General features: G+C 71.9%; 12 protein-coding genes. 3 read left to right on the top strand and 9 right to left on the bottom strand.

The window, feature by feature from the left end:
* Positions 1-3 precede the first annotated feature (3 nt).
* Entirely contained in the window at positions 4-798 is a 795-nt protein-coding gene (locus ACWEPF_RS08250; RefSeq protein WP_452171913.1) for a class F sortase, read from the bottom strand.
* Positions 799-801: 3 nt separating this feature from the next.
* Positions 802-1203 (bottom strand): hypothetical protein, encoded by a 402-nt coding sequence (locus ACWEPF_RS08245; protein ID WP_452171912.1) that lies wholly within the window; start codon positions 1201-1203, stop codon positions 802-804.
* Between the two features lie 237 nt (positions 1204-1440).
* Between ACWEPF_RS08245 and ACWEPF_RS08240 the strand changes: the two genes are divergently transcribed.
* Complete coding sequence (locus ACWEPF_RS08240; RefSeq protein ID WP_452171911.1) at positions 1441-1806, top strand: DoxX family protein; 366 nt, start codon at positions 1441-1443, stop codon at positions 1804-1806.
* Positions 1807-1870: 64 nt separating this feature from the next.
* On the opposite strand, the gene ACWEPF_RS08235 is transcribed toward ACWEPF_RS08240, so the two are convergent.
* Together ACWEPF_RS08235 and ACWEPF_RS08230 are read right to left on the bottom strand one after the other, a co-directional pair.
* The gene (locus ACWEPF_RS08235) at positions 1871-2704 is read right to left on the bottom strand and encodes a S1 family peptidase (protein ID WP_452171910.1); all 834 of its coding nucleotides are present in this window, start codon (positions 2702-2704) and stop codon (positions 1871-1873) included.
* A 112-nt stretch (positions 2705-2816) separates the two neighbouring features.
* Positions 2817-4670, bottom strand: a complete 1854-nt coding sequence (locus tag ACWEPF_RS08230; protein ID WP_452171909.1) for a ricin-type beta-trefoil lectin domain protein — start codon at positions 4668-4670, stop codon at positions 2817-2819.
* Between the two features lie 250 nt (positions 4671-4920).
* Between ACWEPF_RS08230 and ACWEPF_RS08225 the strand changes: the two genes are divergently transcribed.
* Positions 4921-6315 (top strand): ricin-type beta-trefoil lectin domain protein, encoded by a 1395-nt coding sequence (locus ACWEPF_RS08225; protein WP_452171908.1) that lies wholly within the window; start codon positions 4921-4923, stop codon positions 6313-6315.
* Between the two features lie 20 nt (positions 6316-6335).
* Positions 6336-7514: an alginate lyase family protein gene (locus tag ACWEPF_RS08220; protein ID WP_452171907.1), complete on the top strand. Its 1179-nt coding sequence runs from the start codon at positions 6336-6338 to the stop codon at positions 7512-7514.
* Positions 7515-7574: 60 nt separating this feature from the next.
* On the opposite strand, the gene gcl is transcribed toward ACWEPF_RS08220, so the two are convergent.
* The 5 genes from gcl to ACWEPF_RS08195 all read right to left on the bottom strand — a co-directional run.
* Positions 7575-9362, bottom strand: a complete 1788-nt coding sequence (gcl, locus tag ACWEPF_RS08215) for a glyoxylate carboligase (RefSeq protein WP_452171906.1) — start codon at positions 9360-9362, stop codon at positions 7575-7577.
* 226 nt (positions 9363-9588) lie between these two features.
* Positions 9589-11589 carry an oxidoreductase gene (locus tag ACWEPF_RS08210; RefSeq protein ID WP_452171905.1) on the bottom strand — a complete coding sequence of 667 codons (2001 nt, stop codon included), beginning with the start codon at positions 11587-11589 and terminating at the stop codon, positions 9589-9591.
* Positions 11590-11839: 250 nt separating this feature from the next.
* Positions 11840-13258 (bottom strand): APC family permease, encoded by a 1419-nt coding sequence (locus ACWEPF_RS08205; RefSeq protein WP_452171904.1) that lies wholly within the window; start codon positions 13256-13258, stop codon positions 11840-11842.
* A 454-nt stretch (positions 13259-13712) separates the two neighbouring features.
* Positions 13713-14684, bottom strand: a complete 972-nt coding sequence (locus tag ACWEPF_RS08200; RefSeq protein WP_452171903.1) for a TolB family protein — start codon at positions 14682-14684, stop codon at positions 13713-13715.
* A partial coding sequence (locus ACWEPF_RS08195) for an MFS transporter (RefSeq protein WP_452171902.1) occupies positions 14681-15930 on the bottom strand: 1250 nt, incomplete at its 5' end. The genes ACWEPF_RS08200 and ACWEPF_RS08195, both read right to left, overlap by 4 nt.

Raw genomic sequence — 15930 nt, 5'->3', positions numbered from 1 at the left:
GGGTCAGGCCTGGAGGTCGGCGAGCACGATGATGTTGTCCTTGTAGTGCCCGTCGCCGCCGAGCGCACCGCCACAGGTGATCAGCCTGAGCTGCGCGGTGCTGGTGTTCCCGTAGACCAGCTCGGTCGGGAACCCGTCCTTCGGGTACTGCTTCAGCTCGCGCACCCGGAACGCGACGGTGCTGCCGTCCTCCCGGCGCAGCTCGATCCGGTCGCCCGGGGCGAGCTGCGGCAGCCGGTGGAAGACCGCCGGACCCTTGCGGGTGTCCAGGTGACCGAGCAGCACGGCCGGGCCGGTCTGGCCCGGGGCCGGTCCGTTGCGGTACCAGCCGACCTGCTCGGGGCGGTCCATCGGCGGCACCTCGACCGTGCCGTCCGGGTTCAGGCCGGTCGCCCCGACGGGCGCGTCCACCCCGATCCGGGGGATCACCAGCCTGTTGGGCGGAGCCACCGCGCCCTGTGCCGCCGCGTCCTGACGCTTCGTCGGGGTGGTGGCGGACTGCGCCGCTCCCCCGCCCGCCGGTCCGGACTGGACCGACTGCCCGGACTGGACCGACTGCCCGGCGGCCGCGATCCGCACCGGTGGCCGCTCGGCCGAACAGCCACCGATCAGGACCGCACCGGCGCCCAGCGCCAGCGCCCCCGCCACCGCGGCCGGTGCCCAGCGCGGGCGGCGGCGACGGCGGTGCCGCGGCTGCCGGATCACGTCGGCCCGGTCCTCGTGCGGCTCCGCCGCGTCGGCGGGCGTCTGCGGGCCGCGCGCCCGGTCGCGCGCCGCCCGGCGTGATCCGGCGCTCACGCCTTAGCCCCGGGCGCCGGCACGGCGACGCAGCACCGCGAAGCCGATGCCGGCCGCACCGGCGGCGGCCAGGCCGGAGCCGAGGACCAGGGTGGCGGTGGAGTCCTTGCTCTCGCCCTCACCGGTCTGGGCGCCGCCCTTGGGGACCACCTTGACCTGCGGGTCGGCGCTGCCCTTGCCGGCCGGCAGGCTCGCGGAGGCGGTGGGCTTCTCGACGGCCGGGCCCGGGGAGCTGGGGACGGCGGTGGGCTTCGCGGCCGGCGAGGAGACGGACGCCGAGGGCTGCGGGGCCGGGGTGCTGCCGTCGGCGTGGGCGGCCGCGCCGGAGAGGGCCACCGCACCGGCGACGCCTGCGGAGACCAGGGCGAAGCGCAGCGCGCGGCGGATGTTCGTGGTGCCTGCCATGGGGGTTCCTCCCGATTGCTCGCCACCCCCGGCCCGGTGGCCGGGAGTTGGTACGGCAGACGTTAGGAACCGCACCTCACGGTGGTCGGCCGGTCGTGTAACAGCCACCGCGAGGCTCTGTAACAGTCCGTCCGGCCCTGCGGCGGGCGGCGTCTTCCGCCCGGCGGATCCGGCGGCTACTCTCCGGTAACAGTCGCGGCGCCGTTCCGGTGCCGCCCGCCCGGCCCGGGAGGCCACGTGTCGTCCACGCGTTCCGCCAAGCTGCTGAGCGGCCTGCTGCTCGGGGCCGGCGTCGCCCATTTCGTGGTGCCGCGCCAGTTCGACGCCATCGTGCCGCGCTCGCTGCCGGGCGGCCCCCGGCTCTGGACCCAGGTCAGCGGGGTGGCCGAGCTGGCGGTCGGCGCGGCGGTGGCGCTGCCCAGGACCAGGCGGGCGGGGGCGCTGGCCGCGGCCGGGCTGTTCGTCGCCGTGCTGCCCGCCAACGTCAAGATGGCGTACGACTGGCGGCACCGCCCGGCCGCGCTGCGGGGCGCCGCGCTCGCCCGGGTGCCCGCCCAACTTCCCTTGGTGCTCTGGGCGTTGCGGGTGCGGCGGAACGCCTGACGGCGTGGCCCCGGGCAGCGGGGCCACGCCGTCGGCCAGGAGACGGCCGCTGGAGGAGGGTCGGTCAGGGCTTGGGCAGGGCGCAGCCGGCGAGCGAGAGGTTGAGCACGTTGCCCGGGCCGAAGCAGCCGGGGATCAGGTAGGTCTGCTGGGCGTAGTTGATGCCCTGGCGGACCGTGACGTTGCCGGCCTGGTCGACCTCGCACGGGTTGTTCACCGTGCAACGCTGGCCGTCCTCGTTCCCGGTGTTGTTGACCGCGACCACCTGGCCGGTGTTGGCGTCCACCACCGGGGAGCCGGAGGTGCCGCCGATGGTGTTGCAGCTGGAGGTGTAGCGGACCGAGTCCTTGAAGGTCCAACTCCCCTCCTTCAGACGGTAGACGAAGCCGTCGACGTTGCAGGAGTAGATCCGCTTCCAGTAGCCGGAGACCACCTTGATCGCGGTGCCCGCGGTCGGGTGGCTCGCCGAGACGGTGAGCGGGCTGATGTTGTACGAGCTCTTGATGGCGGCGTAGGTGGTGTTCAGCTGGTAGATCGACACGTCGGTGTCGGTCATGGTGCCGTAGACCATCTTGCTGGCGCGCAGCGTGGCGACCTTGGTGCCGGCCGAGTTGAGCAGCGAGAAGGTGCGGCTGGAGGAGCGGTTCACCAGCACCTGGCCCGCGGTCGGCATGCCGGTGTCCAGGCAGTGGCCGTTGGAGAGGATCAGGGCCGGGTCGCCCGCCTGGGAGTTGGGCAGGCGCACCAGCGAGCCGGAACAGTTGCTGAGCGCCACGGTGCCCGCGAAGTCCACGGCCGCGAGCGGAGCGGAGGGGGCGGCCGAGGCCGGGGTGGCGGCCAGGACCGGAGCGCCGGCGAGCACGAGCGCGCAGGCGGCGCCGAGGAGCGGCTTCTTCATGAGAACTGCCTCTCGAGTGTGGGGGTGGGACCAACTTGGCGTGCACATGACTCAAAAGTCAAGAGCACTGCATCACTTGACAGTTGGCCCCACCCGTCGCACCCGCCGTGCCTCAGGCCGGCAGCGTCCAGCGCTGGTTGGCCCCCGCGAAACAGGTCCAGAGCTGGACCGGCGTCCCGTTGACGGAGGTGTTGCCGGTCACGTCCAGGCACTTGCCGAGCGCCCGCAGGGTGCCGTCCCCGGTCGGCGTCCAGCGCTGGGCGTCCGAGCCGTTGCAGTCCCAGAGCTGCACCTTGGTGCCGTCCGCGCTCGAAGCCCCGTTCACGTCCAGGCACTTGCCCAGCGCCCGGACCGTTCCGTCGGTGGCGACCGTCCAGCTCTGCGCGGCGGTGGAGTTGCAGTCGTAGAGCTGCACGGCGGTGCCGTTGGCGGTGCCGGCCGCCGCCACGTCCAGGCACTTCCCGGCCAGGCCGGTCACCTGACCGGTGCGCCCGCCACCGCCGCCCGGCGTGCCGGCCCAGGTGAAGGTGGCCGAGGTCTTCGCCGGGAGCTGGTACCCGAAGCTCTGGCCGCCCCAGTTGACCCGGACGGTCTGCGCGGTGCCGCTGTCGTTGTACGCGATCAGCGCCTTGGAGCCGTCGGGATTGCGCCACGCCACGTTCGGCACGGCCGAGTTGGCGGTGGAGGCGATCCGGTAGGCGCCCGGCTTCACGAACTTGGTCAGGTGGCCCATGGTGTAGTACTCCACCGTGTAGTCCACCTGCCCGGCCCGCGAGCCGCCGTTCTGCACCGTGACCAGCCCGGTGCAGGTGCCGCAGCCGCCGAAGTGCGGGCCGCCGTTCTGGTCCACCGCGAGGCTCCACTTGACCACCGACTTACCCCAGTTCCGGGTGTAGTCGATGATGTTGCGCATGTCCTCGCGCTGCTGGTCGGCGATCCAGGTGCCGCCGGAGTGCTCGGTGCCGAAGGCGTCCACCCCCGGGTACTGGTCGTGCACCGCGGTCTGGGTCGCGACGTCGCCGCCGTAGCCGTGCCAGGCGATGCCGCCGAAGTTGGGGTGGTTGCGGATCGCCGGGTCGTCCACCACGGGTGCGCCGTAACCGGCGTACTGGTCCCAGTTCCAGTCCAGCGCCAGCACCTTGCTGCTCAGCCCGGCTCCGGCCAGGGCGGGCAGCAGGTTGTTCTTGGTGAAGTAGGCGAGGCCGGAGCCGTTCCAGCTCATCGAGGGGTAACCGCCGCAGCAGGTCGGCTCGTTCTGCACGGTGAGGTAGTCCACCGGGACGCCCTGGGCCTGGTACGCCTGCACGTACTTCACGAAGTACTGGGCGTAGGAGCCGTAGTGCTCGGCCTTCAGCCAGCCGCCGTTCAGCGAGCCGCTGTCCTTCATCCAGGCGGGCGCGGTCCACGGGCTGGCCATCGTGGTGAGCGCGGGGTTGAGCTGCTTGGCCTGCTTCGTCAGCGGCAGCACGTCCACCAGGTCGTGGGCGACGGAGAAGTTGGCGAGGCCCGGGTCGGTCTGCCCCGCCGGGCGGTCGTCGTAGGTGTAGCCGTAGCGCGCCAGGTCGGAGGCGCCCATCGGGTTGCGGATCATCGACAGCCCGATGCCCTCGGTGGGCGAGAACAGCTTGCGCATGGTGGCGTCCCGAGTGGCCGCGGGGACGCCGCTGCTGTTCAGCAGCCAGGCGGCGGTGTCGGTGAACGAGGCGCCGCCACCGGTGAACTGCTGGTACCGGACCGACTCGTCCACGGTGATCTGCTGACCGGCGCCGGAGCCGGCCGCGAAGGCGGTGGCGGCCTGCGGCTGCAGGCCGCGGGTGACGTGCCGGCCGCCCGCGTCGTCGGTGGTGGTGAGCCAGGCCGACACGGTCTCTCCAGCGGCGGAGGCGGTGGGTGCGGCGGCCAGCAGACCGCCGGCCGCGAGCACGCCGGAGAGCAGCGCCGTGGCGGCGCGACTGGTTCGGAGCATGGGGGACTCCTCGGGGGTGGGGGGATGGCCGCAGATTCAACTCCTGTACGCAGCAGGGCGTCAAGGCCTAGACCAATGCCTGATTTACCGTCAACTCGTGAATGGTGTGGACGATGCAGGTCAAGCGGACTCTTCGGCTTCCGATCTGTTGCCTTTCCTTCCAGACCTCTTGACGCTCCGTGGTCTACTCCAGTTGACTCCGTGCTGCTCTCCGGAGAGCGCTCCCCCCACACGTCCCCTGGAGTCCCCCATGCTTCGTCGCGCCCTCGTCGCAGGGGCGGTGCTGGCCACCGCCCTCGGCGCCCTGCCCGGCACCGCCCACGCCGCCGCCAACCCCGGCCCGGGCTTCCCGGCCCAGTACGCCGCCCCGTACGTGGAGACCTGGAAGTCGCCCAACGCCCTGGCCGACGCCCGCAACGCCACCGGGCTCAAGTACTTCACCCTGGCCTTCGTGATCAGCGACGGCAGCTGCAACGCCACCTTCAACGGCAACACCCCGATCGGGGACGCCGGTTGGACCTCGGCGGTGAACTCGTTGCGGGCCGCCGGCGGCGACGTGATCGCCTCCTTCGGCGGCGCGGCGGGCACCGAGCTCGGCCAGGCCTGCACCTCCGTCAGCTCGCTCAAGGCCCAGTACAAGCGGGTGGTGGACACCCTCAACCTGACCAAGATCGACCTCGACATCGAGGGCGGCGCCCTCAACGACACCACCGCCAACGACCGGCGCAACCAGGCACTGGCCCAGCTCCAGCAGGAGTACGCGGCGGCCGGGCGCAGCCTCGCCGTGCACTACACCCTCCCGGTCAACCCGACCGGCCTGGAGGGCAATTCGATCAGCCTGCTGAACAACGCCAAGAGCCGCGGGCTGAACGTCGGCGTGGTCAACATCATGACCATGGACTACGGCCCGGCCATGGACATGGGCAAGGCCGCCACCGACGCCGCCACCGCGCTGCACGGCCAGCTCGGCTCGATCTGGACCGGCAAGACCTCCCAGCAGCTCTGGGCGATGGAGGGCAACACCCCGATGATCGGGGTCAACGACACCCAGGCCGAGGTCTTCACCACCGCCAACGCCACCACCCTCACCGACTTCGCCCGGGCCCGCGGCATCCAGCTGCTCGCCTTCTGGGCCCTCGGCCGGGACAAGGCCTGCGCCAGCAACGGCACCCTGTCGGACTCCTGCAGCGGCACCTCGCAGAGCCCGTACCAGTTCGCCCGCACCTTCAACGGCGTGACCGGCGGCGGGAGTTCGCCCCGCCCGACCGGCCGGATCACCGGCTACGGCGGCAAGTGCGTGGACGTTGCGGCGGCGGCCACCGCCAACGGCACCGCGATCCAGCTCTACGACTGCAACGGCACCGCCGCGCAGAACTGGACGGTGGCCGCCGACGGCTCGCTCCAGGCGCTCGGCAAGTGCCTGGACGTCACCAGCGCCGGCACCGCCAACGGCAGCAAGCTCCAGCTCTGGGACTGCAACGGCTCCGGCGCGCAGAAGTGGCAGCCCGGCTCCGGCTCCACCCTGGTCAACCCGGCCTCCGGCCGCTGCCTGGACGCCACCGGGCCCAGCTCCGCCAACGGCACCCGACTGCAGATCTGGGACTGCTTCGGCGCCGCCAACCAGCAGTGGCTGCTGCCCGCCTGACGCACCGAGAGGACCCCGCCATGCTCCGTCGCGCCCTCGCCGGGGCGGCCGTGCTCGCCACCGCCCTCGGCCTGCTCCCCGCCGCCTCCACCGCCGCGCACGCCGCCCCCGCCACCTTCACGCACCCCGGAGTCCTGGTCTCCGCCGGGCAGTTGGACTTCGTCCGGGCCAAGGTCCAGGCCGGGGCCCAGCCCTGGAAGGCGGCCTACGACCAGATGCACGCCTCCAAGTACGCCTCGCTGAGCCGCACGCCCAAGCCGCGCGCGGTGGTCGAGTGCGGCTCCTACTCCAACCCCAACATCGGCTGCACGGACGAGCGGGAGGACGCCATCGCGGCGTACACCCTCGCCCTGGAGTGGTACCTCACCCGGGACGCCCGCTACGCCGAGAAGGCGATCCAGATCATGGACGCCTGGTCGGGCACGATCACCGACCACACCAACAGCAACGCCCCGCTGCAGGCCGCCTGGTCCGCCTCGGTCTGGCCCCGGGCCGCCGAGATCGTCCGCTACACCTACGGCAAGTGGGCCCCGGACCGGGTCACCCGCTTCGGAACCATGCTGCGCACCGTCTACCTGCCCGAGGTCGCGAACGGCTCGCGCTCCAACGGGAACTGGGAGCTCAGCATGGTCGAGGCCTCGATCGGCATCGCGGTCTTCCTGAACGACCGCGCCGCCTACGACAAGGCCGTCTCCCTGTACCGCAACCGCGTCCCCGCCTACGTCTACCTCGCCTCCGACGGCCCGCTCCCCCGCACCGTCCCCGGCAGCGGCCTGGACACCCGGGACGAGATCGTCGGCTACTGGCAGGGCCAGTCCACCTTCGTCGACGGCCTCACCCAGGAGACCTGCCGCGACCTCACCCACACCGGCTACGGCCTCTCGGCGATCTCGCACGTCGCGGAGACCTCCCGGATCCAGGGCCAGGACCTCTACCCCGAGGTGGCCGACCGGCTGCGGCACGCCCTGGGCCTGCAGTCCAAGTACCAGCTGGGCACCGCCGTCCCGTCCTGGCTCTGCGGCGGCACCCTGGAGCAGTCCCTCGGCCCGGTCACCGAGGTCGGCTACAACGCCCTGCACGACCGCCTCGGCTACGGCATGACCAACACCCAGCTACTGACCGAACGTCAGCGCCCGGCGGGCACCAACAACCTCTTCACCGCCTGGGAGACCCTCACCCACGCCGGCAACCCGGCCTGAGACGCACCGCTGCCCGGCACCGTAGTGGGCGGTGCCGGGCAGCGGTGTGCTGATGGTGGATCAGACCTGGAGGGCCTTGATCGCGGTCGGGGCGTGGCCGGGCTCGGTGGCGAGCTCCTCGAACTCGGTGACGTCCGACATGTCGACGGTCTTGCTCATCGAGATGTTGGTGACGCGCTCCAGGATGGCCTCGACGACGACCGGGACGCGGTACTCGGCGGCCAGCTTCTTGGCCTCCTCGAAGGCTGCGCCCAGCTCGTTCGGGTCGGTGACCCGGATCGCCTTGACGCCCAGGCCCTCGGCGACCTTGACGTGGTCGACGCCGTAGACGCCGAGCTCGGGGGCGTTGATGTTCTCGAACTCCAGGTTGACCTGGAAGTTGATGTCCAGTCCGGCCTGGGCCTGGCGGATCAGGCCGAGGTAGGCGTTGTTCACCAGGACGTGGACGTAGGGGACCTTGTGCTGGGCGGCGACCGCCAGCTCCTCGATCATGAACTGGAAGTCGTAGTCGCCGGAGAGCGCGACGATCGGGGTCTCCGGGTCGGCGACCGCGGCGCCGATCGCGGCCGGGATGGTCCAGCCGAGCGGGCCGGCCTGGCCGCAGTTGATCCAGTTCCGCTTGTTGTAGACGTGCAGGAACTGGGCGGCGGCGATCTGCGAGAGGCCGATGGTGGTGACGTAGCGGGTCTCCGGGCCGAAGGCCTTGTTCATCTCCTCGTAGACGCGCTGCGGCTTGATCGGCACGTTGTCGAAGTGGGTGCGGCGCTGCAGGGTGGCCTTGCGCTCCTGCGCGGAGGCGGCCCAGGCGGTGAAGTCGGGCAGCTTGCCCTCCGCCTTGAGCTCCTTGGCGACCTCGATGAAGAGCTCCAGCGCGGCCTTGGCGTCGGAGACGACACCGTAGTCCGGCGGGAAGATCTTGCCGATCTGGGTCGGCTCGATGTCGACGTGGACGAACTTGCGGTCACCGCGGTAGGCGTCCAGGTTGTAGCCGGTGTGGCGGTTGGCCCAGCGGTTGCCGATGCCGAGGACGAAGTCCGACTCCAGGAAGGTCGCGTTGCCGTAGCGGTGCGAGGTCTGGACGCCGACCATGCCGGCGGCCAGCTCGTGGTCGTCCGGGATGGTGCCCCAGCCCATCAGGGTGGAGATGACCGGAACGCCCGTCAGCTCGGCGAACTCGACCAGAAGCTCGGTGGCGTCGGCGTTGATGACGCCGCCGCCCGCGACGATCAGCGGGCGCTCGGAGGCCAGCAGGAAGGAGAGCGCCTTCTCGATCTGGGCCTTGGAGGCGGCCGGCTTGTAGACCGGGAGCGGCTGGTAGGTCTCGGGGTCGAACTCGATCTCGGTCAGCTGGACGTCGATCGGCAGGTCGATCAGGACCGGGCCCGGACGGCCGGAGCGCATCAGGTGGAAGGCCTGCTGGAAGACGCCGGGGACCTGGGCCGCCTCCAGGACGGTGGTGGCCGCCTTGGTGACCGGCTTGGCGATCGAGGCGATGTCGACCGCCTGGAAGTCCTCCTTGTGCAGCTTGGAGACCGGCGCCTGGCCGGTGATGCACAGGATCGGGATCGAGTCGGCGATGGCCGAGTAGAGCCCGGTGATCATGTCGGTGCCGGCCGGGCCGGAGGTGCCGATGCAGACACCGATGTTCCCGGCCTTGGCCCGGGTGTAGCCCTCGGCCATGTGCGAGGCGCCCTCGACGTGGCGGGCCAGCGTGTGGCCGATGCCACCGACCAGCTTCAGCGCCTTGTAGAAGGGGTTGATCGCGGCGCCCGGCACGCCGAACGCGACCTCGACGCCCTCGAGCTTGAGGATCTCAACTGCGGCTGCGGCGGCTGTCATACGAGGCATCGGTTCACTCCTGCGTCCGTCGGGCTCCAGCAACTTCCACGATGCGGAAGCATTGTTCTGGGATACGAAAGACAAGCTAGGATGCCTTCAACAAAACGTCAAGAGTGGGTCCGAAGGACGAACCACGACGCGGGCATGCGAAAGGCCCCCGGGGCATCCCGGGGGCCTTCGGATCAGCTGTCGGTACGGCTCCTGCGACCGGTACGGCCGGTACGGCCGGAGCGGCCTAGAGGGCGGCGGCCAGCCTGGTGCCCTGGTCGATCGCGCGCTTGGCGTCCAGCTCGGCGGCCACGTCCGCACCGCCGATCAGGTGCACCGAGGCGCCGCCCGCCACCAGGGCGTCGTGGAGCTCGCGGCGCGGCTCCTGCCCCGCGCAGAGCACCACGGTGTCCACCGCGAGCACCCGCTCCTCGCCGTCCACCACCAGGTGCAGGCCCTCGTCGTCGATCTTCCGGTACTCGGCGCCGGAGACGGTCACCACGCCCCGCTTGGCGATCTCCTGCCGATGGATCCAGCCGGTGGTCTTGCCGAGGCCCGCGCCGACCTTGCCGGCCTTGCGCTGGATCAGGTGCACCTGACGGGGCGGCAGCTCCTTCTCCGGGGCGCGCAGCCCGCCGCGCTCCCGGTGCTCGGTGTCGATGCCCCAGCTGGCGTAGAAGTCGGCCCCCGAGTCCGTCAGGTACTCGGCCACGTCGAAGCCGATGCCGCCCGCGCCGATGATGGCCACCCGCTCGCCGACGGCGGCGGCGCCGCGCAGCACGTCCAGGTAGCCGAGCACGCTCGGGTGGTCCACGCCGGGGATGTCGGGGGTGCGCGGGGTGACGCCGGTGGCGAGCACCAGCTCGTCGTAGCCCTCGGCCAGCAGCTGCTCCGCACTCGCCAACTCGCCGAGCCGCAGCTCGACCTGACGCTCCGCCAGCTGGTGGCGGAAGTACCGCAGGGTCTCGTCGAACTCCTGCTTGCCGGGCACCTGCCGCGCCACGTTGAGCTGCCCGCCGATCCGGTCGTCCGCGTCGAAGAGGGTGACGGCGTGGCCGCGCTCGGCGGCCGCGACCGCGAAACCGAGCCCGGCCGGGCCGGCCCCGACGACGCCGATCCGCTTCTTCCGCTGGGTCGGACCGAGCACCAGCTCGGTCTCGTGGCAGGCCCGGGGGTTGACCAGGCAGGAGGTGATCCGGCCGCTGAAGGTGTGGTCCAGGCAGGCCTGGTTGCAGCCGATGCAGGTGTTGATCGCCTCCGGCGCCCCGGCCGCGGCCTTGGCCACGAACTCCGGGTCGGCCAGCAGCGGCCGGGCCAGCGAGACCAGGTCGGCGTGCCCGTCGGCGAGCAGCTGCTCGGCCAGCTCGGGGGTGTTGATCCGGTTGCTGGTCACCAGCGGGACGGAGACCTCGCCCATCAGCTGCTTGGTCACCCAGGCCCACGCGCCGCGCGGCACCGAGGTGGCGATGGTCGGGATGCGGGCCTCGTGCCAGCCGATGCCGGTGTTGATGATGGTCGCCCCGGCCGCCTCGACCGCCTTGGCCAGCTGCACCACCTCGGGCAGCGTGGAGCCGCCGGGGACCAGGTCCAGCATGGAGAGCCGGTAGATCAGGATGAACTCCGGCCCGACCCGCTCGCGCACCCGCCGCACGATCTCCACCGGGAAGCGCATCCGGTTCTCGTACGAGCCGCCCCAGCGGTCCTCGCGGTGGTTGGTGTGGGAGGCGATGAACTCGTTGATCAGGTAGCCCTCGGACCCCATGATCTCCACGCCGTCGTACCCGGCCGACTGCGCCAGGGCCGCCGCGTCCGCGAAGTCCTCGATGGTCCGCTCGACCTCCTCGTCGGTGAGCGCACGGGGCGGGAAGGGGCTGATCGGGGCCTGTACGGCGCTCGGCGCGACCAGGGCGGGGTGGTAGGCGTAGCGGCCGAAGTGCAGCAGCTGCAGGGCGATCCGGCCGCCGGCCCCGTGCACCGCCTCGGTGATCACGCGGTGCTCGGCGGCCTCCTCGGCGGTGGTCAGCTTGGCCCCGCCGTCCCAGGGGCGGCCGGCCTCGTTCGGCGCGATGCCGCCGGTGACGATCAGGCCGACGCCGGCCCGGGCCCGGGTGGCGTAGAACTCCGCCATCCGCTCGAAGCCGTGCTCGGCCTCCTCCAGGCCGACGTGCATCGAGCCCATGATCACCCGGTTCGGGAGGGTGGTGAAGCCCAGGTCCAGCGGGCGCAGCAGGTGCGGGTACGAGGTCATGCCAGCACGGTAGGGGCGCACCCCCTGCTATGCAACTAGTTGCACATTGACCATGGCGCAGATCACCCCGCCCCGCATTGGTCCTACCAACGGACAAGCAGGTGATCCAACGTCACCCTGATGGCCCGTTTCCGCAGGTACCCGTTCTGGTGACACTCAGGGGGATGGGTTGAAGGGTGGTAGGGCGCACGAAACAGCGGGAGGACCGTCCGGTGGACGGTCCTCCCGCTGTCGTCTGTCCTGCCGCGCGTCAGACCCGCGCGGCCTCCTGCTCGTCCTCGGGGACGGTGATCACCCAGCGGGTCTCCTGCCGGGGGCGGAGGTAGAGCAGCCAGTAGAGGGCGGCGAGGACGGTGATGCCGCCGGTCCAGAGCAGCGCCTTGACGTCGAGCTGGGTCAGCACGTAGCCGAGCACCAGGATCAGGATCACCGGCAGCGCGGGCCAGAGCGGCTGGCGCCAGGCCGGGACGTGCTTGTGCTGGCCCTTGCGGGCGAACAGCGCGGCCACCGCGACCAGCAGGTAGAGCGCGGCGACGGCGACACCGGTGATGTTGGTCAGCAGGTCCTGCGGGACGAAGCAGAGCGCCGCGCCGGGCAGGCCGACCGCGAGGGTGGAGATCCACGGGGCGCTGAAGCGGTTGAGGGTGCCGAAGGCGTTGTTCACCGGCTGCGGCCAGGCGCGGTCACGGCCGGAGGCGAAGAGCACCCGGGAGTTCTGGATGACCATCACGATGCCGGCGTTGACGATGGCCAGCGCGATGCAGAGGCTGACGAAGGTGCCGACCGAGGAGCCGGCCCAGCCGTCCACCAGGGCGGAGACGTTGCCCTCGCTCAGCGCCGCCAGGTCCGGGGCGCCGACGGTGATGGCGACGACCGGCACCAGGATGATCACGGCGGAGAGGCCGAGGGTCCACAGCACGGTGCGGGCGACGTTGCGGCGCGGGTTCTCCAGCTCCTCGGAGAGGTAGATGGCGGTGGAGAAGCCCTGGGTGACGAAGAGCGCGGTGCCCATCGCGGCCAGGATCAGCGAGAGGCCGACCGGGCTGGTGGCGCCGTCGGTGACCACCTGACCGTGGGTCAGGCTGGAGAGGCCGCGCTCGCTGTTGGAGAAGCCGAGGAAGGAGACCACCGCACAGGCGATCACCTCCAGCACCAGGAAGATGCCGGTCAGCCAGGCGTTGGCCCGCAGGTCGAGCAGGCCGGCCACGGTGGCCGCGATCATCACGGCGGCGCCCGCGATCGCGGGGTCGATGTGGATGATCGGTTCGAGGTAGTCCGCGGTGCCCATCGCGATCAGCGAGGGCACGATCATCACCACGATCAGCGACTGGATGAAGACCAGCCAGCCCGCGAAGCGGCCCGCCAGGGTGCCGACCATCGCGTACTCGCCGCCCGCGCTGGGGATCAGGGTGCCGAGCTCGGAGTAGCAGAACGCCACCGCGATGCAGAGCAGGGTGCCGATGCCGATCGCCAGCGCGGTGTAGGTGCCGAGCGAGCTGAACAGGTCCGGGACGATCACGAAGAGCGAGGAGGCCGGGGTCACGCAGGAGAGCGTGAGCAGCGTGCCGCCGACCACACCGAGCGACCTGGCCAGCTTCTTGGGGGAGCCGGCGCTCTGATCGGTGGCCACCGCCGTGGAGGCGGACGGCGGGTCGAGGATGTCGGTCATGGCGGCTTCCGATCGGCTCGGCGCTGGGGGACGCGCTTCGTGGGTGGTGCTGGTGCGGGAGCGGATATCTCCTCCAGGCAGGTCTGCCGGTGCTTCGTGGTTTCGGTCGCTCCCGGCGGCCATGGAAGCGGGCGAAAGGGGCGCAGTCAACGACGGAAGTGCTGCGGAATCCGTTGTCATAAGGGGCCGTGCGCGGCGCGCATGCCCCGAGGCCTTCCCTCCCACTCCTGCCGATCGAAGGAGTGTGACCAGCCCCACATGACCATGCATCACTTCAACACTTAGTTGACCTTGGAATCAATGATCGCGGCACGGCCCAGGGCAAAGAGTGCCCCAAACGGCGGCCTCCCCGGGCCGCGACGATAACCGCAGCCGGGGTGGGGGAATTGATCCATAACATTTCGGCCACCCCGGCCGCGGTCTCAGTACTCGGCCGAACGGCCGTCCTCCCAGGTCAGCGGGGTGCGGCGGCCACCGCCACCGGCGAGGAGGCACCCGGCACCGTCAGCCGCGGCTCGCCGCTCCCGTCCGCCGGCACCGCCCAGACGTCGCTGCCCTTGCCGTCCTTGCCCGGCAGCGCGTACCCGACCGTCGCCCCGTCCAGCCAGGCCGCCTGGTCGTCCACGCTGCGTGTCTCCGCGAGCGCGTGCTCCTTCATCCCGTCCAGCTCCAGCACGTACAGCCGCCAGGGCGCGACCGGGTCGGCGGACACCTTCTTCTTGAAGGCGATCCGGGTGCCGTCCGGCGAGAGCGAGGGGCACTCGACGTTCTCCCGGAGCGTCCGGGCCGACCAGGCGTGCAGGTCGCCCTCGACCAGGTGGGTCTTCCCGGCGGAGGAGACGGTGGCGTAGAAGCGGTTGTCGTCGGTCGCGAAGTTGACGCCCCAGTAGTTCACGTCGGCCGCGTGGTAGCGGACGCCGTCCACGGTCAGCGGGATCGACTCGACCGACTTGATCAGGTAGCCGGTGCGCAGGTCCAGGACCGAGGTCCGGGTGGAGAAGCCGCTGGCGGCGTACGAGTCCCCCACCGCGAAGGAGGTCCAGGAGAGCACCTGACCCGACGGTGAGACCCGGGCCCGGTTCGGGATGCCCGGCACGATCACGGTCTGCAGCTCGGAGAACCGGCGGTCGTACACCACCGCCTGGGTCCGGGCCGGCACCCCCGGCATCGCCCGCAGGCAGAGCGCGCGGTCCCCCGAGGCGTAGAACCGCTCGCAGGACGGCCCGTCCGGCGGCCCGCCCCGCCGCCCGACCCGCCCGGTGGCGGTGTCGCGGTAGTAGAGGCCCGCCTCGTCCAGGGTGAACGTGCTCGCGGCGGCCAGGACTTGGTGGCCGCCGTCCCGCTGACGGGCGTGCAGCACGTACCCCAGCGAGCCGCCCAGCAGCACCAGGACGGCGACGGTCAGCACGATCAGACGCGCCTTCATGCACCCAACTCCTCTCCACCGGTGCCCGGTTCGGGCAGGATCCGCCAGGCGGCGGCCACCGCGACGGCCAGCAGCACCGCCGCCACGGCCAGCGCCGGACGCGGCCCCCACCACGTCCAGGCCGCGCCGAAACCCGCCGCACCGCAGAGCCGGGCCAGCGCCTGGCCGGTCTGCAGCACCGCGAGACCGCCGGCCCGTCCCTCCCTCGGCAGGGCCGGCCCGGCCAGTGCCATCAGCACGCCGTCGGTGGCGGCGTAGAAGACGCCGAGCAGGGCCAGGGTGAGCACCACGGTCGGCCAGCCCATCGGCAGCAGCAGTACCAAGTAGGCGGCCAGCAGCGCTCCGTGGCCGTAGAGCAGCGGCATCCGGCGGCCGATCCGGTCCGCCAGCCGACCGGCCGGGACGGCCAGCAGCAGGTAGCCCGCCGCCGCGCCGAGCGGCAGCAGCGGGAAGAGCGCGGGGGTGAGGTCCAGGCCGCGCTGGAGCAGCAGGTAGAGGAAGGAGTCGCCGATGGTCGCGGCCCCGAGCAGCGCGGCGGCGTACACCACCCGACGGAAGGCGGGGTCGGCGAGCACCTTCGGCCCGGCGCTCGTCCGGGGCTTCGGCGCGGGCGCGGGCATCGAGGCGTCCGGCAGCCCGGCCGGGACGAAGAGCACCAGCAGCAGCACCCCGAGCAGCCCGGTGGCGAAGCTGACCACGAACACCGCGTCGTAGGCGTCCGCCGTCACCCAGAGCACCGCGAAGGCGACCAGCGGCCCGAGCAGTGCCCCCGTGGTGTCCATCGCCCGGTGCACCCCGAAGGCCCGGCCGAGGGCCTGCGGCGGTGCGCTGAGGGTGATCAGCGCGTCCCGGGGGGCGGTGCGGACTCCCTTGCCCAGCCGGTCCGTTGCCATCGCCGCGGCGATCCCGCCGGCCGCCCCGCCGGCCAGCAGCAGGCCCAGCCGGGAGAGCGCCGAGAGCAGGTAGCCGGCTCCGGCGACGGCCTTGTGCCGTCCGCCGCCGCGGTCCGCGAGGCGGCCGCCGAGCAGCCGCACCAGCGCCGTGGCCCCGTTGAACAGGCCGTCCAGGAAACCGAATTGGAGCGGTGAGAGGCCGAGGCCCAGCACCAGGTAGAGCGGCAGCACGGCGGTGACCATCTCCGAGGAGACGTCGGTGACCAGGCTGACCGCCCCGAGCGCGACGACCGTGCCGGGGACGCGCAGCCCCGCCCCGGCGGGGCGGGGCGGGGCGGGCCGGGGCCGGGCGC

This window comes from Kitasatospora sp. NPDC004289, from assembly GCF_053602875.1.
The sequence above is the reverse complement of the archived record's forward strand: the minus strand, read 5'-3'. Positions and strand labels throughout refer to the sequence as shown.